This window comes from Pseudomonas sp. PB106 (assembly GCF_009764645.1).
Lineage (GTDB): Bacteria > Pseudomonadota > Gammaproteobacteria > Pseudomonadales > Pseudomonadaceae > Aquipseudomonas.
The window spans coordinates 1-20,169 of sequence record NZ_RWIM01000185.1; the positions used below are offsets into that span (position 1 = coordinate 1).

Genomic DNA, 20,169 nt, shown 5'->3' on the forward strand with positions numbered 1-20,169 from the left:
GGCTGCGATCTTTTGATCTTGATTAAAAACAAGAATCAAAAGATCGCAGCCTGCGGCAGCTCCTACAAAAGGGGATTACAGCTCAGCAGCGAGACGCGACCCTTGATTGATCGCACGCTTGGCATCCAGCTCTGCCGCAACATCGGCGCCGCCGATCAAGTGCACATTCTGCCCTGCTTCAACCAGACCATCATGCAGTTCACGCAATGGATCCTGGCCCGCGCAAATCACGATGTTGTCGACTGCCAGCAATTGTGGCTCGCCGGTTTCGCCAATGCGGATGTGCAAACCCTGATCGTCGATGCTCAGGTATTCGACGCTGTTGAGCATTTGCACCTGCTTGTTCTTCAAACCGGTACGGTGAATCCAGCCAGTGGTTTTACCGAGACCGTCACCGACCTTGGTTTTCTTGCGCTGCAACAGGAACACTTCGCGGGCCGGTGCGTGCGGCGCGGCTTTGATACCCGCGACGCCTCCGCGAGCTTCCAGTTGCGCATCGATGCCCCACTCTTTCCAGAACGCAGCACGATCCTGACTGGTGGCCACGCCTTCGTGAACCAGAAACTCCGAGACGTCGAAACCGATACCACCCGCACCAATCACTGCGACACGCTTGCCGACCGGTTTGCGTTCAAGGATGACGTCCAGGTAACTCAGCACCTTGGCATTCTCGACACCCGGAATCGCCGGCACACGCGGCGCAATGCCAGTGGCGAGAATGATTTCGTCGTAGCCGCCCTCGACCAGTTTCGCCACATCGACGCGGGTGTTCAGGCACACCTCAACGTTGGTGGTCTGCAACTTGCGTTTGAAATAGCGCAAGGTTTCGAAAAACTCTTCTTTGCCCGGCACACGCTTGGCGATGTTGAACTGGCCGCCGATTTCGCTGGCCGAATCGAACAAAGTCACCTGATGGCCACGCTCGGCGGCCACGGTGGCGGCAGACAGCCCGGCCGGGCCGGCACCGACCACAGCAATCTTCTTGATCTGTTTCACCGGCAAGTAGTTGAGCTCGGTCTCGTGGCAAGCACGCGGGTTGACCAGGCAACTGGTGAGCTTGCCGCCGAAGGTGTGGTCGAGGCACGCCTGGTTGCAGCCGATGCAGGTGTTGATTTCGTCGGCGCGACCTTCAGCGGCCTTGTTGACGAAGTCCGGGTCAGCGAGGAAGGGCCGCGCCATCGAGACCATGTCAGCATCGCCTTCAGCCAGGATCTGCTCGGCGATTTCCGGGGTGTTGATGCGGTTGGTGGTGATCAGCGGAATGCTCACCGAGCCACGCAGTTTGGCGGTGACCTTGCTGAATGCCGCGCGTGGCACCTTGGTGGCGATGGTCGGAATCCGCGCTTCGTGCCAGCCGATGCCGGTGTTGATGATGGTCGCACCGGCCTGCTCGATGGCTTTGGCCAGGGTCACGATCTCATCCCAGGTGCTGCCGCCCTCGACCAGATCGAGCATCGACAGACGGAAGATGATGATGAAGTTCGGGCCCACCGCCTCACGCACGCGGCGGACGATTTCCACCGGCAGGCGCATGCGGTTTTCGTAGCTGCCACCCCAGCGGTCGGTGCGGTGGTTGGTGTGCGCGGCGAGGAACTGGTTAATGAAATAACCTTCCGAGCCCATGATCTCGACACCGTCGTACTCGGCGGTTTGCGCCAGTACCGAGCAGGTAACGAAATCGCTGATCTGCTTCTCGATGCCTTCCTCGTCCAGCTCTTTGGGCTTGAACGGGTTGATCGGCGCCTGAATCGCGCTCGGTGCAACCTGTTTCGGGCTGTAGGCATAACGGCCGGCGTGAAGAATCTGCATGCAGATCTTGCCGCCCGCGTCGTGCACCGCGCGGGTAACGATGCGGTGCTTGAGCGCTTCTTCCTCGGTGGTCAGTTTTGCCGCGCCGGAGTACACCCCGCCCTCATCGTTCGGACCAATGCCGCCGGTGACCATCAGGCCAACACCGCCGCGCGCACGCTCAGCGAAGTACGCCGCCATGCGCTCGAAGCCACCCGGTTTTTCTTCAAGGCCCGTGTGCATCGAACCCATCAGGGTGCGGTTGCGCAGCGTGGTGAATCCCAGGTCCAGCGGGGCCAACAGGTGCGGGTAATGAGCGGCGGTCATCGGTAACTCCACAACGAACAATCACGGAAAAGTGCGGGAGCTCTGCGTCCCCCGTCAGTCATGTTCGACAGACTAAGAGTCGCACTGCTGTCACTCAATGACCGTAACTGACAACTTATTGATCCAAATGCGCAGCGCCCCTTGGCAACCCGCGCCATGAGCCCTACCCTAGTCGCCACACCCTGTACCCGGCTGTTGTTGGTTTTCATGCGCAAACTTTTGTACCTGACGTTTTCCATGGCCCTTGTGGCTGTCCTTGCTTCCTACGCCATGTGGGCGGCAGACCGGCCGGCGGGGCATTACCTGTCGGACCTGCGGATCAAACTCGCGGTCGACCAAGGCACGCCCGCCGACCGTGGCAATCTGCTGGGCATCCAGCCCGAGCTGTTCCCGACCGATTACCAAAGCCCCGAGCGTCTGCACCGCAAGCTCGCCGCCTATCTGCAGCAAGCCCAGGATCAAGGCTTGTTGAATGACAAAACCGTGGTGGTGCTGCCGGAGCATGTCGGCACCTGGCTGATGATCAGCGGCGAAAAGGATGAGCTGTATCAAGCACCCACCCTTGCCGAAGCGATGAACTGGCTGGCGGCGAGCAACCCGCTGCTGTTCGCCCGCGCCTGGCTCAGTGCCAAGGGCGCCAGTCGCCTTGACGATGCGCACCTGCGGATGAAGTCCAAGTCGATGGCCAAGGACTATCAAGCGCTGTTCGGTGGCCTGGCCAAGGAGTTTCACGTCACGCTGGTGGCGGGTTCGATCGTATTGCCCGAGCCGAGCATCCGCGATGGTCAACTCAAACCCGGCAGCGGCGCGCTGTACAACAGCAGCGTGGTGTTTGGTCGCGACGGCGTTCCGCTCGGTCAACCGCAGCGGCAGATGCACCCGATCTTCGATCAGCGCGAAGTGATCTCGGGCGAAGACAAACATGCGATCAACGTGGTCGACACCCCGGCCGGACGCCTCGGCATTCTGATCGGCAGCGACAGCTGGTATCCGGACAACTACCGCAAGCTTGATGAACAAGGCGCTCAACTGGTGGCGGTACCGGCGTTCGTGGTCGGTCACAATGTCTGGGATAAACCGTGGGGCGGCTACAAGGGCTCGAGCACCCCGGGCTCGGTCAGCCTCAAGCCCGGCGAAGTCAGCGAAGGTCAGGCCTGGCATCGCCTGACCCTGACCGCGCAACCGCCGAGCAGCAATGCCGTCGCCGGTGTCAGCGTGTTCCTGCGCGGGCAGTTCTGGGACAAGTTGAGCTCCGGGCAGAGTTTTCTCAGCGGCAATGGTCAGCAGTTCGCCGATGGCGATGCCCGTGGCGCACGCTTGTTGAACATCTGGTTGTAAACCATGAAGCCGCTGCCGATGCGCCTCGGGGATTTGTCGGTGGGTTTCGTGCACAGTCTCGCCGATGCCGTGCGCAGTCATGACGCCGACCCGCAGCCGCTGCTCGAGCAGTACGGGCTGGATGCCGCACGACTGGCCGAGGCCGGCGCACGCTTGTCGATTCCTCGTTACATGCGCCTGGGGCACAGCGCGATTCAGTTGACCGGTGATCCAGCGCTGGGTTTACGCATGGGCCAGCTCAGCCGCCTGAGCCAGGCCGGACTGGCCGGGGTCACGGCCTCACAGGCGCCCACCGTGCGTGAAGCAGCACGTTGCCTGATCCGTTTTGAACCGCTGTACGGCTCTAACTACCGTGGTCAATCAAGCTTCCATGAAGATGCCCAAGGCGCGTGGCTGCGGTTCTATTCCATCAGCCCCTACAACGCTTACAACCGTTTTGTGGTGGACTCGATCATCGCCGGTTGGCTGCATCAGCTCTCGGCCGTCAGCCGCGAACCATTGCGCGCCGAACGCATCGACATCGAATTCGACGAGCCGGATTATCGCCTGGCTTATGCGGCATTGGGCGATTGCCCGATCCAGTTTGGCGCCGAGCGCAATCAACTGCGCCTGGGGCTGAACAGCCTGGCTCAACGCAATCCCGAGCATTGCCCGAGTACCTGGCGGCATCTGCTGCAATTGTGTGAGCGGGAACTGGAGCAATTGACCCGCACCCGCAGCCTGCGCGAGCGCATCACGCAATTGCTTGGGCCGTTGCTCAATGGTGGTCGAGAACCCGACCTGGAAGAAGTGGCGGCACGCCTGAAACTGCCGACCTGGACATTGCGGCGCAAACTGACCGAGGAAGGCACGCAGTTTCGCGCGATCCTCAATGACACCCGCCGTGATCTGGCAATGACCTACATCCGCGACACCGAACTGGCATTCGGCGAAATCGCTTACCTGCTGGGCTTTGCCTCAGCCGAAGCCTTTCAGCGTGCGTTCAAACGCTGGAGCGGGCAGACACCCGGCGAATTCCGCCGTAGTCACCGCAAAACAGCTTAAAAGCAGCTGTGAGCTGCGAGCGGCAAGCCGCAAGTCAAAGCTCGGTGGCGTCGTCGGCAGGCTCGGGTTGATCCAGTTCAAAAGCCTGATACTCGAGCAGCTCTTCTTGATAATCATCCATCGCGTAATCCCCCTGCTGCTCTCTTGAATGGGCCTGAGCAAATACCCAGTGCCTCGAGCTTAACGTGCTCGTGTGAAGGAAAAGTGAAACCCGGCCTTCATGAATAAAACGTAGCAGCAGGTCAGGAAATTATCGCGGGACTTTTGTCCGGGGAATGTAACTAAATTTTAAGTCAGCCCCAAACGAAGTAGGAGTGAGCCTGCTCGCGATAGCGGAAGATCAGTCACATCGTTAATGACTGGTCTAGCGCTATCGCGAGCAGGCTCACTCCTACAGGGTATTACTGGATTATTGACCGGACGCTGGCATCGCCGGAATCGGCTCGGACGGCGGCGGGATATCCGGATTGGCCGGCGGCGTGATGGTTTCGGTTGCCGGTGCAGGCTCGGCCGTTGGCGCCGGGGTGATTGGCGCAGACTCCGTTGGTGGCACCACGGGTTCCGAACTCACTGGCGCCGCTTCTGCGGGTGCTGGCGCTGGTTCGGCAGCAGGCGCAGGGGTTGCGGCAGGCTCAGCGGCAGGCGTAGGCGTCGGCGTCAACGCGGCCGGCGCAGGCTTTGGCTCTGGCATCCCCAGATCGGCCTTCGGCTTCTCTTCGATATGCGCCGCCTTCTTCGCTTCAGCCGGCATGAACTGCTCGACCAGCGTGAAGAAACGCTCGTAGAACTTTTGTGCCGTCACTGTTTCGCTGGCGACCTTGACCATCGAATCGTCCGAAGAACCGATCGGCATCGACACCGAGCCCAACACGCCGACACCAAGGCTGGCGGAGTTGTTGGTTTTCTTCAGCGCATAACGATCCTGCAAGGCGTTGGCGAACATCGTGGCATGGTGCCCGGCGCTGCCGTCATCGGCGCAGACCACATTGAAGCTGATCTCCATATGGGTATCGCCGGTTTGCTGGAAACTCTTGTGGCCGCTGACGATTTTCGGGTCGCTGCTGGTGATGATGTAACCCTGACTGAGCAACGCGCGACGGGCTGCTTCGCAGCTGACCGCATCAGTCACCGGATAATTGCGCGAAAATGTACCGGAGTCATCGAAGTTCTCATGCTCGTACATCGGCTTGTCCTTCGAACAGCCGGCAACAGCGGTCAACAACAGCGCCAGCCCGAAAACACGCATGGGAGTGGAAATCAACATTGAACATCCTGAGGGAAAACAGTCCGGGGCGTATTGTGCAACAGATCGCGGCCCTGCGGCGTATGGATTAGTGTCTTAAAACGGTTACAACTCTATCGACAATGAATGGCAGGTAAAAGTCGCCCGCATCGTCGATCGATGAAGATCTGGTCATTAGCGGCCAGTCGACCACAAAAAAGCCCCGGCGTTGCGGCCGGGGCTTATTGTCTTGCGACTCAGTCGAGTATCAGAAACGCTTGATCTCGGCCTGAGCTTCCAACTGCTTGCGATACGCCGCGAAGTCTTGCTGACCTTCACGGGACGCGAGGAAGCGACGGTATTGAACCTTCTCTTCATCGGTCGGAGCCGCAGCTTCGTTGACGCCATTGAGGCGCACGATCATCAGGCTGCCGTCCGGCAGGGTCACGCTGGTGAACGTCGGCTTGTCCTTGGCAGCCGGTTTCGGCATGCGGAACAGGGCTTGCAGCACCGACGGATCAACGCCTTCCTGAGCGCGGGTAGCCGCTTCGGTGGCTTTCCAGTTCTGACCTTCAATTGCCTTGTCCAGCGGCGCCTTGCCATCGCGCAGATCAGCGATCAGCTTCTCGGCTTTGGTCTTGGCAGCCGCACTGGCGTGCTCTTTGGTCAGTTGAGTGCGGATGGCCGCATTCACGCTTTCCAGAGGCAGTTGCGCCGGCTTGAGGTGTTCCTTGGAACGCAACACGATCACAGTGTCCGGATCCAGTTCGATGGCGGTGCTGTTGGCACCCTCATCAATCACTTCGGTGCTGAATGCAGCAGTCACCACAGCGCGATTGGCTGCAACACCTTCGCCACCTTCACGGCCAAATGGCTTGGAGGTGTGCACGGTCAGTTTCAGGTCCGCTGCCGGTTGGGCCAGATCAGAGGCTTCAAACGCCGAGTCTTCCAGTTGCTTGGTCGCCTCGACAAAACGCTGCTCGACCTGAGCGGCTTTGAGGTCGCGGGTCAGCTTGTCTTTCAGGCTGGCCAGGGTCGGCACTTCAGGAGCTTCGACGCCCAGCAGCTTGATCAGGTGGTAACCGAAGTCAGTGCGAACCGGCTCGGAAACCTGATCCTTGTTCAGCGAGTACAAGGCTTTTTCGAAGGCAGGATCGTAAACGCCAGGACCTGCGAAACCGAGGTCACCGCCATTGTTGGCCGAGCCCGGGTCTTGCGAGAACTCTTTGGCCAGCGCTTCGAATTTCTCGCCCTTGGCCAGACGCGCCTGGACTTCTTCGATTTTCGCTTTCGCTTGAGCTTCAGTGGTCTTGTCGTTCACTTCGATCAGGATGTGGGCGGCACGACGCTGTTCCGACAGGTTGGCGATCTCTTTCTGATACGCCGCCTGCAGGTCTTCGTCCTTGACGGCAACCTGGTCGAAGAACGACGACTTCTTCAACTCGAGGTAATCGATGACCACTTGATCCGGGGTCATGAATTCCTTGGCGTGTTCGTCGTAGTAAGCCTTGACCTCATCGTCCGTCAGCTTGACGGCCGCAGGGTCAGCCTTGACGGTCAGGGTCGCAAAGTCGCGGGTCTGTTTTTCCAGACGGGCGAATGCCAGCACTTCGGCGTCAGTCACGAAACCGCTGCCCGCCACACCGGCGCGCAGTTGGCCGATCAGCATTTCCTGAGCCAGCATCTGGCGGAATTGCATGCGGCTGTAACCCAGTTGACGGATTACCTGGTCAAAACGATCGGAGCTGAATTTGCCGTCCACCTGGAATTCAGGCGTCATCAGAATCACCTGATCCAGTGCACCTTCGGAGAAAGCGAACTTGGCTTGTTCGGCGCCTTGCAGCAGCAGCTTGCGATCGATCAGACCCTTGAGGGCCGATTCACGCAGCATTTTTTCGTCGAGCAAGGAAGCATCGAAGTCCTTGCCCAGTTGTTGCATCAGCTGACGGCGTTGCATGTCAACGGCCTGGCTCAGCTCGTTCTGGCTGATTTCTTCACCATTGACCTTGGCCGCCTCATTCTTGTGAGTCGTGGCCTGGAAAATGGCGTCGAAACCGGTCAGGGCCATCAGTGCAACGATGACCCCGATAATGGTCTTGGCAATCCAGCCTTGTGAATTGTCCCTGATATTCTGCAGCATGCGTCCCCCAGAAACGGTTGAACTTCAAAATTAGGCAACCGTGGAGCGTGGGTAGAATCCGGATAGAAGAAAGGCGCATCCGAGGATGCGCCTTCTCGTAACTGGCGGAGCGGACAGGGCTCGAACCCTCGATCCCGGCGTTACAGGCAACTGTTTCAGCGACCTGCTCTACCGCTCCGCTGCCAAGTCAGGCTTGACCCCGACCCGGATGGGTAAAAACCTGAAAACTTAGTTAACAGCTTCTTTCAGTGCTTTACCGGCTTTGAAACCTGGCTTCTTGGCAGCCGGGATTTCCAGAGTCTTGCCAGTCTGAGGGTTACGACCGGTACGAGCCGGGCGATCGGTAACGGAGAAAGTACCGAAACCAACCAGAACAACGGAGTCGCCAGCCTTGAGAGCGCCAGTGACGGATTCGATTACAGCGTCCAGCGCACGGCCAGCAGCAGCTTTCGGGATATCAGCGGATGCAGCGATAGCATCAATCAGTTCCGACTTGTTCACTCTAAGTCCCCTTATATCTATTTTGAGATGATTCTAAGTTTTTTGGTGAAAGCAAAAACAGTGCTGAATGGCCTACAGACACTTAAGAGCCGCTTTATAACAAGGGCTCTAAAAAGCTGTCAAGGAAGCCCCCCAGGCAAAAACGTATTAATGCGTGCTAATTCTTTCCTTAGAGTCAGACTCACGTTTTTCGTCCTTGGCAACTATCTCGGGAGCCACATCCGGCAAGGGCTCCGGCGCGTATTGCAGCGCAATTTGCAGGACCTCGTCAATCCATTTAACCGGTTTAATCTGCAGATCCTGCTTGATATTGTCAGGAATCTCCTTCAGATCGCGCACGTTCTCTTCCGGAATAATCACAATCTTGATTCCGCCGCGATGTGCCGCGAGCAGTTTTTCCTTCAGGCCACCAATTGCCAGCACTTGACCACGCAGCGTGATTTCACCGGTCATGGCGACATCGGCACGCACCGGAATGCCGGTCAGTGCAGACACCAGCGCCGTGCACATGCCCACACCGGCGCTAGGACCGTCTTTCGGCGTCGCCCCTTCCGGCATGTGAATGTGGGTGTCGCGCTTCTCGTGGAAGTCCAGGGGAATGCCCAGGCTCTTGGCACGGCTGCGCACCACGGTGAGTGCTGCAGTGATCGATTCGACCATTACATCGCCCAGCGAACCGGTCTTGATCAACTGACCTTTACCCGGCACGACAGCGGCTTCGATGGTCAACAATTCACCACCCACCTGAGTCCAGGCAAGGCCGGTCACCTGACCGATCTGATCCTGTTGCTCGGCCAGACCGTAGCGGAATTTGCGCACACCGAGGAAGTGTTCCAGCAAATCAGCTGTCACTTTCACCGAGAAGCGTTTTTCCAGCGCGTGCTCTTTCACAGCCTTGCGGCAGACCTTGGCGATCTGACGTTCAAGGCCACGCACGCCAGCTTCACGGGTGTAGTAACGAATAATGTCGCGGATCGCCTCTTCGTCGAACTCCAGCTCGCCCTTCTTCAGACCATTGGCGGCGATCTGTTTTGGCGAGAGGTATTTGACGGCGATGTTGATCTTCTCGTCTTCGGTGTAGCCCGGCAGACGGATGACTTCCATCCGATCCAGCAGTGCTGGCGGGATGTTCATCGAGTTCGAGGTGCAGAGGAACATCACATCGGAAAGGTCGTAATCGACTTCCAGATAGTGATCGTTGAAGTTGTGGTTCTGCTCGGGATCGAGCACTTCCAGCAACGCGGACGCCGGATCGCCACGCATGTCGCTGCCCATTTTGTCGATTTCATCGAGCAGGAACAGCGGGTTGCGAACGCCCACCTTTGTCATCTTTTGAATCAATCTTCCCGGCATCGAACCGATGTAAGTCCGGCGGTGACCGCGAATTTCCGCTTCATCACGCACACCGCCGAGGGCCATACGCACGAATTTACGGTTGGTAGCATGGGCAATCGACTCTGCCAGCGAGGTTTTACCGACGCCAGGAGGACCGACCAGGCACAATACCGGGCCACGGATTTTCTTCACGCGCTTTTGCACGGCGAGGTATTCAAGGATGCGTTCCTTGACCTCTTCGAGGCCGTAGTGATCGGCATCGAGAATGTCTTCGGCACGGGCCAGGTCCAGACGCACTTTGCTCTGCGCTTTCCACGGCACTTGCACCAGCCAATCGATGTACGAGCGAACCACGGTGGCTTCGGCCGACATCGGCGACATCTGCTTGAGCTTGTTCAGCTCGGCGGTGGCTTTGGCCAAGGCGTCTTTTGGCAGACCGGCGGCATCGATGCGCTTTTTCAGCTCTTCGATTTCGTTGTGACCTTCGTCACCGTCACCCAGCTCTTTCTGAATGGCCTTCATCTGCTCATTCAGGTAGTACTCGCGCTGGCTGCGCTCCATCTGCTTTTTAACGCGACCGCGAATACGTTTTTCGACTTGCAGCAGATCGATCTCGGCATCCAGCAGCGCCAGAACGTGCTCGACCCGAGCCGACAAATCGATGATTTCGAGGATTTCCTGCTTCTGCTCGATCTTCAGCGCCATGTGCGCGGCCATGGTGTCTACCAGACGACCCGGCTCATCGATGCTGTTGAGAGACGACAGGACTTCAGCGGGGACCTTTTTGCCCAACTGCACATATTGTTCGAACTGCGATAGCAGCGTGCGCACGAACACTTCGGACTCGCGCTCAGCCGCGTCGACTTCTTCGATCAGCGACACTTCGGCACGGCAGTGGCCGTCGACTTCGCTGAAACGTTCAACGGTGCCACGCTGCTCACCCTCGACCAGAACCTTTACGGTGCCGTCAGGCAGCTTCAGAAGCTGCAGAACAGTGGCGATGGTACCTACGCGATAGAGAGCGTCTTCACCGGGATCATCATCGGCCGGGTTTCTCTGGGCCAACAGCAGGATCTGCTTGTCGCCCGTCATCGCGGCCTCGAGGGCTTCGATGGATTTCTCGCGCCCCACGAACAGCGGGATAACCATGTGCGGATAAACCACAACATCACGCAATGGCAGGAGAGGCAATTCGATGGTTGTCTTCATGATTTCGCCTCTACGGCGGCCATATGGCCGTAATCAGATGGAATTGAGCTTGAAACCAAGATGGGGGCTGCCTTGAAAAAAAACAAGCGCAAAGCGGATGTAAAAAATGACATAAAAAAAAAGAGGCCCGAAGGCCCCTTCTTTGTTGCGGCAGGGTGGACGCTTAAGCGTCCGGCGCTGCCTTGGCGGTCGGCTCACTGTTTTCGTAGATATACAGTGGCTTGGACTTGCCTTCGATCACGCTTTCATCGATCACGACTTTGCTCACCTCGGACTGCGAGGGGATTTCATACATCGTGTCGAGCAGTACACCTTCGAGAATCGAGCGCAGGCCACGGGCACCGGTTTTACGTTCCAGGGCACGTTTGGCGACCGATTTCAGCGCGTCGGAACGGAATTCCAGATCCACGCCTTCCATCTCGAACAGCTTGGCATACTGTTTGGTCAGAGCATTTTTCGGCTCGGTGAGAATCTGCATCAGCGCAGCCTCATCGAGCTCGTCCAGCGTCGCGAGGACTGGCAGACGACCAACGAATTCCGGGATCAGACCGAACTTGACCAGATCGTCAGGCTCGACTTCACGCAGGGATTCACCGACTTTCTTGCCTTCTTCCTTACTGCGCACTTCTGCGTTGAAGCCAATGCCGCCCTTGGTGGAACGGTTTTGAATAACCTTTTCCAGACCGGAGAACGCACCACCGCAGATGAACAGGATGTTACGGGTGTCGACCTGCAGGAATTCCTGCTGCGGGTGCTTGCGGCCACCTTGCGGCGGTACGGAAGCGACCGTGCCTTCGATCAACTTCAGCAAGGCCTGCTGCACGCCTTCACCGGAAACGTCCCGGGTGATCGACGGGTTGTCGGACTTGCGGGAAATCTTGTCGATTTCATCGATGTAGACAATACCCATCTGGGCTTTCTCTACGTCGTAATCGCACTTCTGCAACAGCTTCTGAATGATGTTCTCGACATCTTCACCCACGTAACCCGCCTCGGTGAGGGTGGTTGCGTCGGCGATGGTGAACGGAACGTTCAGCAAGCGGGCCAGCGTTTCGGCCAGCAGGGTTTTACCCGAGCCGGTCGGGCCGATCAGCAGGATGTTGCTCTTGCCGAGCTCGACGTCGTCAGCCTTTTTGTCACGCTGGTTCAGACGCTTGTAGTGGTTGTACACCGCTACGGCCAGAACCTTTTTTGCACGCTCCTGACCAATGACGTACTGGTCAAGGATGCCGCTGATTTCTTTAGGCGAAGGCAATTTATGCGCGCTGCTTTCGGCCTGGGCTTCCTGCACCTCCTCACGGATGATGTCGTTGCACAGGTCGACGCACTCGTCGCAGATAAAGACCGAGGGGCCGGCAATCAATTTGCGCACTTCATGCTGGCTTTTGCCACAGAAGGAGCAATAGAGCAGCTTGCCGTTGTCCTCGCCGTTGCGGGTGTCAGTCATTCGTTCGATCCAAATCCGATAGGCTTGCAACACAAGATGAAGGCTATTGCGGGCTTTTTCAAGCCCGCTGCTGATCAGACCAGCCGACCAGGCCTATTTTGTGCTGCTTATTTTTAAGCTGGGCGCTGGTTGATCACTTCGTCGATCAGACCGTATTCCTTCGCAGCTTCTGCACTCATGAAGTTGTCGCGGTTGGTATCGCGCTCGATTTCTTCCAGAGTGCGCCCGCTGTGCTTGGCCATCAGCATGTTCAGACGTTCGCGGATGAAGAGGATTTCCTTGGCATGGATTTCGATATCCGATGCCTGGCCCTGGAAACCGCCCAGTGGCTGGTGAATCATCACACGCGAGTTCGGCAGGCAGAAACGCTTGCCTGGAGCACCTGCGGTCAGCAGGAATGCGCCCATGCTGCAGGCCTGGCCGATGCAGGTGGTCGATACGTTGGGTTTGATGAACTGCATGGTGTCGTAGATCGACATGCCCGCTGTCACCGAACCGCCCGGGGAGTTGATATAGAGATGGATGTCCTTGTCCGGGTTTTCCGCTTCAAGGAACAGCAGTTGCGCACAGATCAGGTTGGCCATGTAGTCCTCTACCGGACCAACCAGAAAGATCACTCGCTCCTTGAGCAGGCGCGAATAGATGTCATAGGCGCGTTCGCCACGAGCAGATTGCTCGACAACCATCGGGACCAGGCCGCCTGCGGCCTGGATATCAGAGTTCTGCTGAATATACGAATTACGGAACATGCTCTGCAGTCACTCCCAAATAGTTATGTCTTGAATACGCATAAGCCAGCTCGAAAGCTGGCTTATGTGTGTACTTCTTAACGCAAAAACAATCAGTCGGCTGTTGGAGCTTCTACCGGCTTGACCGCTTCTTCGTAAGAGACCGATTTGTCGGTCACGCTAGCTTTCTGCAGAACAGTATCCACAACTTGTTCTTCCAGCACAACCGAACGCACTTCGTTCAGTTGCTGCTCGTTTTTGTAGTACCACGACACAACCTGCTCAGGCTCCTGGTAAGCCGAAGCCATTTCCTGAATCATTTCGCGAACGCGAGCTTCGTCAGGCTTCAGGTCGAACTGCTTGACCACTTCAGCAACGATCAGACCCAGCACGACGCGGCGCTTGGCTTGCTCTTCGAACAGCTCGGCCGGCAGTTGGTCTGGCTTGATGTTGCCACCGAACTGCTGAACAGCCTGTACGCGCAGACGGTCAACTTCGTTGGACAGCAGAGCCTTAGGCACTTCGATCGGGTTGGTGGCCAGCAGACCGTCCATAACCTGATTTTTTACTTTGGATTTGATCGCCTGACGCAGCTCACGCTCCATGTTCTTGCGAACTTCGGTGCGGAAACCGTCGATGCCGCTTTCCTTGATGCCGAATTGAGCGAAGAACTCTTCGTTCAGTTCTGGCAGCTTAGGCTCGGACACAGTGTTGACGGTCACGGTGAACTCGGCGGTTTTGCCAGCCAGGTCCAGGTTCTGATAGTCCTCTGGGAAGGTCAGGTTCAGAACGCGCTCTTCGCCAGCCTTAGCACCTACCAGACCTTCTTCGAAGCCCGGGATCATGCGGCCGGAACCCAGTACCAACTGAGTGCCTTTAGCGGAGCCGCCAGCGAATACTTCGCCGTCAACCTTGCCAACGAAATCGATGTTCAGTTGGTCTTCGTTCTGGGCAGCGCGATCGGCCACTTCAAAACGGGTGTTCTGCTTGCGCAGGATGTCGAGCATTTTGTCCAGGTCAGCGTCAGCCACGTCAGCGCTCAGGCGCTCAACGGTGATGCCTTCGAAACCGGCAACGGTGAACTCAGGGAACACTTCGAATACAGCAACGTATTCCAGGTCTTTGCCAGCTTCCAGCGACTTAGGCTCGATCGATGGCGAACCCGCCGGGTTCAGCTTCTGCTCAACCACAGCTTCGTAGAAGGAGGACTGGATCACGTCGCCTACAGCTTCCTGGCGCGCATCAGCACCGAAACGGCGCTTGATTTCGCTCATTGGCACTTTGCCTGGACGGAAGCCAGCAATCTTGGCCTTTTGGGCAGTCTGCTGCAGACGCTTGTTGACCTGAGTCTCGATGCGCTCAGCCGGCACGGTGACGCTCATGCGGCGCTCGAGAGCAGTAGTATTTTCAACAGAAACTTGCATGGATATTCCTCGTTGCACAGACGTTAGCCGGCCGTTTCCGACCCCAGAATCAAGGGCATGCATTCTAGTGGGTCAAACTCAAGAAGTCACCCTACTGAAAACGGGTAAAAAAACAGCAGGCAATTTATAGGGATCGATGCACGGATGCAGCGCGCCCCACAGGCGAATACAACCAATCACGCCAAGGCTCTGCGCCGACCTCTTCTATATATAGAAGGGACTGCATCACTCCTTGACGGCCGTTCTTGCAAGCAAGCCCGGCGGACAGTGCAGCAGCATCGAGCAACATAAATACGACGAAGCGCCCTGCCCCTGCGTCCCGAAACCGGCAATTGCCGATTTTCAAAACCGCTAAAACAAAAAAGGCGCCAGACTGTTAAATCTGGCGCCTTTCGAAATATGGGGTGGACGATGGGGATCGAACCCACGACAACGGGAGTCACAATCCCGTGCTCTACCAACTGAGCTACGCCCACCATATTGCGTAACAAAAAAGCCAAATAACTTCTTTGTTGAAACCTCACCAGCCATAAGGCACGAATGAAGCTTTAATTGGTGCGGATGAAGAGACTCGAACTCTTACGCCTCGCGGCGCTGGAACCTAAATCCAGTGTGTCTACCAATTCCACCACATCCGCAGATGAAGCCTTTGAAGCAAAAACGCCAGACCGTTAAATCTGGCGTTTTTTCGAAATATGGGGTGGACGATGGGGATCGAACCCACGACAACGGGAGTCACAATCCCGTGCTCTACCAACTGAGCTACGCCCACCATATCGCGTTACTTGTGCCAAAGCTGCCTAATGGCGCACCCGGCAGGACTCGAACCTGCGACCATCCGCTTAGAAGGCGGATGCTCTATCCAGCTGAGCTACGGGCGCCTTATTAATCTGTACTCTTAAAGGACTACAAACTAAGTGCTTTCCAGTGTCGCAGAACCTTGATTCCACTTCACCTTCTTAACCAGTGCTAGGCTGTGCCCGACAAGTGCGACGAATAGTATAGAGCGCTCCAAAGGTCGTCAAATCCTTTTTGAAAAAAATTCATTTAATTAAAGGGGTTAGCGGAATTTGCTGACCAAGCGCCTTTGCCCTCACCGCGCGACATGCGAGAATGCGTTCTCATTTTTTCCCCTCTCGATGGTTAATCACGCGCAATGACTGCACAACTAATCGACGGCAAATCGATCGCCGCCAGCCTGCGCCAGCAGATCGCCAAACGAGTTGCCGAGCGTCGCCAGCAAGGCCTGCGCACTCCCGGCCTCGCGGTGATCCTGGTCGGCAGCGATCCTGCCTCTCAGGTTTATGTCTCGCACAAGCGTAAAGACTGTGAAGAGGTCGGCTTCCTCTCTCAAGCCTACGACCTGCCCTCCGAAACCACGCAGCAAGCGCTGACCGATCTGATCGATCGCCTCAACGACGACCCTGCAATCGACGGCGTCCTGCTCCAGTTGCCGCTACCCGAGCACCTCGATGCCTCCAAATTGCTGGAACGCATCCGCCCGGACAAAGACGTTGACGGTTTCCATCCTTATAACGTCGGTCGCCTGGCACAACGCATCCCATTGCTGCGGCCATGCACTCCGAAAGGCATCATGACCTTGCTGGAAAGCACCGGTGCCGATCTGTATGGCATGGATGCAGTGGTCGTCGGCGCTTCCAATATCGTCGGTCGCCCGATGGCCATGGAACTGCTGCTGGCCGGTTGCACCGTGACCGTGGCCCACCGTTTCACCAAGGATCTGGCTGGCCACGTCGGCCGTGCCGATCTGGTGGTCGTGGCCGCCGGCAAACCGGGTCTGGTCAAAGGCGAGTGGATCAAGGAAGGCGCGATCGTGATCGATGTCGGTATCAACCGTCAGGACGACGGCAAGCTGGTCGGTGACGTCGTCTACGAGACCGCCCTGCCCCGCGCCGGCTGGATCACTCCAGTACCGGGCGGTGTTGGTCCGATGACCCGCGCCTGCCTGCTGGAAAATACCCTCTACGCAGCAGAAACCCTGCACGCGTGAGTCGTCGTTTTCAGCTCTGAAAAAACCCGCCTCGTGCGGGTTTTTTCATGCCTGAGAAAAAACTGTAACCGTTCGCCGGAAACCCCTCTTTTTACAGGCCTTTTCACGAGATTTTCAGGTGCTTAAAACAACCATCGACAGATCTTCAGCCATACTCCTAGAATGCGACGCTTTGAAGAAATAACCCGTTACAAACTAACGGAATATCCAACCTTTATGAGTTCGCCCGCGTGAAAATTCGTCTTTCGATTCTGAGCCTGTTTTTTGCTTTTACAGGCACATTCATCACGCCAACGATCAACGCTGCGGAAACCACCGCTGCCCCGCGTGATGCTTCGACATTGAAGATCGCCTCCGGCAGCGCCCTGCTCATGGATATGCAGACCAACAAAGTCATTTATTCCAGCAACCCTGACGTGATCGTGCCGATCGCCTCGGTGAGCAAGCTGATGACTGGACTGGTGGTGGTTGAAGCCCGGCAAAACATGGACGAATGGATCAATGTCGATATCAGCAACACACCGGAGATGAAAGGTGTGTTCTCCCGAGTCAAACTCAAGAGTGAACTGCCGCGCCGCGAGATGCTGCTGATCGCCCTGATGTCCTCGGAAAACCGCGCCGCTGCCAGCCTTGCGCATCACTATCCGGGCGGCTACGCGGCCTTTATTGCGGCGATGAACGCCAAGGCCAAGGCGCTGGGCATGACCAACACTCACTATGTCGAGCCAACGGGCCTCTCCGAGCGCAACGTCTCTACCGCCCGCGACTTGAGCAAGTTGCTGGTGGCTGCGAGCAAATACCCAATCCTTAGCGAGCTCACCACGACCAAGGAAAAAACCGTTTCTTTCCGCAAACCCAATTACACCTTGGGTTTCCGCAATACCGATCATCTGGTCAATAAAGCCGACTGGGACATCAAGATCACCAAAACCGGTTTCACCAATCCGGCCGGCCACTGCCTGGTCCTGGTGACGAAGATGGGCAACCGCCCGGTCGCGCTGGTCATTCTCGACGCGTTCGGCAAGTACACCCATTTTGCCGATGCCAGCCGTATCCGCAGCTGGGTGGAGACCGGCAAGAGCGCCAGCGTTCCTGCCGTGGCTCAGCAATACAAGGCCGAGAAAAACCTCAAGTCGCGCCAGAGCGGCGTGGTTGAAGCGTCCAAGTAATCCGCCACACAAGAAAAAGCCCCAAAAACTCGGGGCTTTTTTTCGTCTGTGAATCAGTCATTAGGTAACGGCATGTCTTCGTCATCGGGAATGCCATCCCCTGCGCTCGGATCCCGTGAAGGCTCAGGCGTCAGCACATTGGGCCGGGCCATCGGGTCGCGCATCGGGCTGTCCGGGTCCAGCACCGGATCGATCTCCGGCTCTGGCGTGGTCGGAACACTGTCCGGTGTTTTTTGGTCGTCGAAGCTTGAATCGGTACTCATACGCACCTCCCATCAAGGTTTCAGATTGGCCAGTGGGTCATAAGGTTTGGCAGGTTTCTTTTCATCCTCGCCGGGCTCGACGTCGAGGGGCGCCTTGGCGGGACCGACAGGATCGACCTGGGGATCATCAAGATCGGGCGAGTCCGGATCGAACCCCAAATCATCTCCTGAGGAATGCTCGGATGAATGCGGGCCTTTAGATGATGGGGAATCTTTCATATCGCCTCCTGTTTCACCCGCAAAACACGGGTTCTACACATAGGAGGCGTGCCGGGCGCAGTCGTGCCCGGCAGATGACGAACGGAAACTCAGTGCGCTGCCAGCGCCTTGCGCGCCTGCGCCGCTTCGTTTTCCTGACCGGCCTGGGCCAGTTCATCGGCCGCCTTGAGCCAGCGCTGGCGATCGACGGCAGCAGGAATCTGCGTCGGTTTCTGGATCAGGACTGCCCAGCCGCCGGACTTTTCCAGCGCCGACTCAAAGGAACTGAAGCTCATCAATTCACGCCGGTTCATGCCGGCGCGCAGCAGCACCTTCTGTTTGTTGCGATCGTAGCCGGAGAGGATGGCGTAACGCGGCTCTGCCCAAAATGCCGAACCCTCGCTGAAACGCACCATCACCGGGTAACCTGCGGCGACCTGGGTCAACAGCGCCGGTAGATTGCTGTCCAGCGGATAAACGACCATGCCGTATTCACGCGCGAGGTTTTGCAGGTTCTGCTGCAACTTGTCTTCAGCGCCCGGCAAATGCAGTGGTTTTTCCAGCAAACCCGGGGTGATCACGATGCCCTGCTGCGACAACAGGCTGGCCAATACTTGCGGCCCGCTCTGATTGGCTTGCCCACGATAGAACGTCCCGCTCAGCTCGACCCGCTCCGGCAAGCGCTTGACCTCCGGCGCCACCGTGCCCGCACATCCGGCCAACGCGACCACGCAACCGGCCGCCATCAGCGCCGCACGAATTCGAGAAAATACCTGCACCATCGTCACTCTCTGTTCAGACGCCGGTCATCGTGTTCCGGCAACGCCAGCGATCATAGGGCTGCTTGGGCTTGCGGTATAGCCTTAAGCGGCAGACCCATGGCTTGCATAGAGCAAACTGATTGGTCACCAGCGACCTTTGGTCAATAGCTTGAAACACCCCATTGGCTAGACTGTCAGTGAAATAGAGCGAATTGAACAAAAGCGGGCGCCCGATGCAGGGCGAAGAGGAGGCACAGATGAGCCTGACCATCACCATTGTAATGTTGATTGCCGGCTGGCTGGCCGTGGCCGCCGCCATGCTGTGGGGCGTGCTGCGGATTTCTCGACGCCACCATCACCCGATTCAACCAACCTCGGTCGAGAAGCCTGAGAAGCACCGCGTTCGTCACGTGACTGCGCACTGACGCGTTGAAATAAATCTGTACCCATAAAAAAGGCCCCCTGAATACCAAGAATCCAGAGGGCCTTTTGGCTTATCTAACGTTACACCTGCTCAGCCAGTTTCTTCTGCTTCGCACGGCGGGACATCATGTTCAGCACCTCAATCGCTGCCGAGAATGCCATCGCTGCATACACATAACCTTTCGGAACGTGGGCACCGAAGCCTTCGGCGATCAGCGTCATGCCGATCATGATCAGGAAGCCCAGGGCCAGCATCACCACCGTCGGGTTGTCGTTGATGAACTTGGCCAGCGGCTCAGCCGCGAACAGCATCACCAGTACCGACACCACCACCGCAATAATCATGATCGGCAAGTGTTCGGTCATGCCGACCGCGGTAATGATGCTGTCGATCGAGAACACCATGTCGAGCATCAGGATCTGACCGATAGCCGCGGCAAAGCCCAAGGTCACGGTGGAGGTCGCCGACTTCGGATCTTCCGGCGCCGGGTCCATGCTGTGATGGATCTCGGTCGTCGCCTTCCACACCAGGAACAGACCACCAGCGATCAGAATCATGTCCTTCCAAGAGAACGCCTGACCGAGAATCTCGATGACCGGCGCGGTCAACTGCACGATGAACGCGATGGTGCTCAACAGCGCCAGACGCAGGATCAACGCCATGCCGATACCGATGCGGCGTGCTTTCTGCTGGTACTGCTTAGGCAGTTTGTTGGTCAGGATCGAGATAAAGATCAGGTTATCGATGCCAAGCACGATTTCCATCACCACCAATGTGGCCAAAGCAACCCAAGCGGTGGGGCTGGCGGCGAGCTGTAACAGATATTCCATGGGTCAGTCC

Annotated in this window: 17 protein-coding genes and 4 tRNA genes; 5 read left to right on the plus strand and 16 right to left on the minus strand. The window is 57.4% G+C overall.

The annotated features are described in order from the left end of the window. Positions 1 to 75: 75 nt before the first annotated feature. Positions 76 to 2,115 carry an NADPH-dependent 2,4-dienoyl-CoA reductase gene (locus tag EJA71_RS23295; RefSeq protein WP_158959864.1) on the minus strand — a complete coding sequence of 680 codons (2,040 nt, stop codon included), beginning with the start codon at positions 2,113 to 2,115 and terminating at the stop codon, positions 76 to 78. Between the two features lie 207 nt (positions 2,116 to 2,322). On the opposite strand from EJA71_RS23295, the gene EJA71_RS23300 reads away from it, so the two are divergent. Both EJA71_RS23300 and EJA71_RS23305 read left to right on the plus strand, forming a co-directional pair. Further along, on the plus strand, positions 2,323 to 3,453 hold the full coding sequence (locus EJA71_RS23300) for a nitrilase-related carbon-nitrogen hydrolase (RefSeq protein WP_158959866.1): 1,131 nt from the start codon (positions 2,323 to 2,325) through the stop codon (positions 3,451 to 3,453). A gap of 3 nt (positions 3,454 to 3,456) precedes the next feature. Continuing rightward, the gene (locus EJA71_RS23305) at positions 3,457 to 4,497 is read left to right on the plus strand and encodes an AraC family transcriptional regulator (RefSeq protein ID WP_158959868.1); all 1,041 of its coding nucleotides are present in this window, start codon (positions 3,457 to 3,459) and stop codon (positions 4,495 to 4,497) included. Positions 4,498 to 4,906: 409 nt separating this feature from the next. Here EJA71_RS23305 and EJA71_RS23310 read toward each other — a convergent pair whose 3' ends face one another. The 11 genes from EJA71_RS23310 to EJA71_RS23360 form a co-directional block, all read right to left on the minus strand. Beyond that, positions 4,907 to 5,761, minus strand: a complete 855-nt coding sequence (locus EJA71_RS23310) for a DUF2242 domain-containing protein (protein ID WP_158959870.1) — start codon at positions 5,759 to 5,761, stop codon at positions 4,907 to 4,909. Between the two features lie 226 nt (positions 5,762 to 5,987). Beyond that, entirely contained in the window at positions 5,988 to 7,859 is a 1,872-nt protein-coding gene (locus EJA71_RS23315; RefSeq protein WP_158959872.1) for a SurA N-terminal domain-containing protein, read from the minus strand. A gap of 228 nt (positions 7,860 to 8,087) precedes the next feature. Then, a complete protein-coding gene (locus EJA71_RS23320; RefSeq protein WP_003183171.1) occupies positions 8,088 to 8,360 on the minus strand; it encodes an HU family DNA-binding protein in 273 nt (90 codons plus the stop codon). 147 nt (positions 8,361 to 8,507) lie between these two features. Further along, a complete protein-coding gene (gene lon / locus EJA71_RS23325; protein WP_095189940.1) occupies positions 8,508 to 10,904 on the minus strand; it encodes an endopeptidase La in 2,397 nt (798 codons plus the stop codon). A gap of 163 nt (positions 10,905 to 11,067) precedes the next feature. Beyond that, positions 11,068 to 12,351, minus strand: a complete 1,284-nt coding sequence (gene clpX / locus EJA71_RS23330; RefSeq protein ID WP_016775335.1) for an ATP-dependent Clp protease ATP-binding subunit ClpX — start codon at positions 12,349 to 12,351, stop codon at positions 11,068 to 11,070. Between the two features lie 113 nt (positions 12,352 to 12,464). Beyond that, positions 12,465 to 13,100, minus strand: coding sequence for an ATP-dependent Clp endopeptidase proteolytic subunit ClpP (gene clpP / locus EJA71_RS23335; RefSeq protein ID WP_016775336.1), 636 nt, complete (start codon positions 13,098 to 13,100; stop codon positions 12,465 to 12,467). Positions 13,101 to 13,192: 92 nt separating this feature from the next. Continuing rightward, positions 13,193 to 14,503: a trigger factor gene (tig, locus tag EJA71_RS23340; RefSeq protein ID WP_158959874.1), complete on the minus strand. Its 1,311-nt coding sequence runs from the start codon at positions 14,501 to 14,503 to the stop codon at positions 13,193 to 13,195. Between the two features lie 400 nt (positions 14,504 to 14,903). Next, positions 14,904 to 14,979 (minus strand) — tRNA-His (locus EJA71_RS23345). Positions 14,980 to 15,056: 77 nt separating this feature from the next. Beyond that, positions 15,057 to 15,141, minus strand: a tRNA-Leu gene (locus EJA71_RS23350). 58 nt (positions 15,142 to 15,199) lie between these two features. Continuing rightward, positions 15,200 to 15,275: transfer RNA gene (locus EJA71_RS23355), tRNA-His, on the minus strand. A 32-nt stretch (positions 15,276 to 15,307) separates the two neighbouring features. Continuing rightward, a tRNA-Arg gene (locus EJA71_RS23360) sits at positions 15,308 to 15,384 on the minus strand. Positions 15,385 to 15,659: 275 nt separating this feature from the next. On the opposite strand from EJA71_RS23360, the gene folD reads away from it, so the two are divergent. Together folD and pbpG are read left to right on the plus strand one after the other, a co-directional pair. Continuing rightward, positions 15,660 to 16,514, plus strand: coding sequence for a bifunctional methylenetetrahydrofolate dehydrogenase/methenyltetrahydrofolate cyclohydrolase FolD (gene folD, locus EJA71_RS23365; RefSeq protein ID WP_158959876.1), 855 nt, complete (start codon positions 15,660 to 15,662; stop codon positions 16,512 to 16,514). A gap of 230 nt (positions 16,515 to 16,744) precedes the next feature. Then, complete coding sequence (gene pbpG / locus EJA71_RS23370) at positions 16,745 to 17,683, plus strand: D-alanyl-D-alanine endopeptidase (RefSeq protein ID WP_158959878.1); 939 nt, start codon at positions 16,745 to 16,747, stop codon at positions 17,681 to 17,683. 53 nt (positions 17,684 to 17,736) lie between these two features. Here the strand turns inward: pbpG and EJA71_RS23375 are convergent, their stop codons facing one another. The 3 genes from EJA71_RS23375 to EJA71_RS23385 all read right to left on the minus strand — a co-directional run bounded on the left by EJA71_RS23375 (position 17,737) and on the right by EJA71_RS23385 (position 18,926). Continuing rightward, the gene (locus EJA71_RS23375; protein ID WP_158959879.1) at positions 17,737 to 17,946 is read right to left on the minus strand and encodes a hypothetical protein; all 210 of its coding nucleotides are present in this window, start codon (positions 17,944 to 17,946) and stop codon (positions 17,737 to 17,739) included. A gap of 12 nt (positions 17,947 to 17,958) precedes the next feature. Beyond that, a complete protein-coding gene (locus EJA71_RS23380) occupies positions 17,959 to 18,165 on the minus strand; it encodes a DUF6021 family protein (RefSeq protein WP_158959881.1) in 207 nt (68 codons plus the stop codon). 89 nt (positions 18,166 to 18,254) lie between these two features. Continuing rightward, complete coding sequence (locus EJA71_RS23385) at positions 18,255 to 18,926, minus strand: peptidase C39 family protein (RefSeq protein WP_158959883.1); 672 nt, start codon at positions 18,924 to 18,926, stop codon at positions 18,255 to 18,257. 236 nt (positions 18,927 to 19,162) lie between these two features. Between EJA71_RS23385 and EJA71_RS27400 the strand changes: the two genes are divergently transcribed. Then, positions 19,163 to 19,330: a hypothetical protein gene (locus EJA71_RS27400; protein ID WP_178113741.1), complete on the plus strand. Its 168-nt coding sequence runs from the start codon at positions 19,163 to 19,165 to the stop codon at positions 19,328 to 19,330. A 79-nt stretch (positions 19,331 to 19,409) separates the two neighbouring features. Here the strand turns inward: EJA71_RS27400 and EJA71_RS23390 are convergent, their stop codons facing one another. Continuing rightward, positions 19,410 to 20,159 (minus strand): TerC family protein, encoded by a 750-nt coding sequence (locus EJA71_RS23390; protein ID WP_158959885.1) that lies wholly within the window; start codon positions 20,157 to 20,159, stop codon positions 19,410 to 19,412. Positions 20,160 to 20,169: the final 10 nt, after the last annotated feature.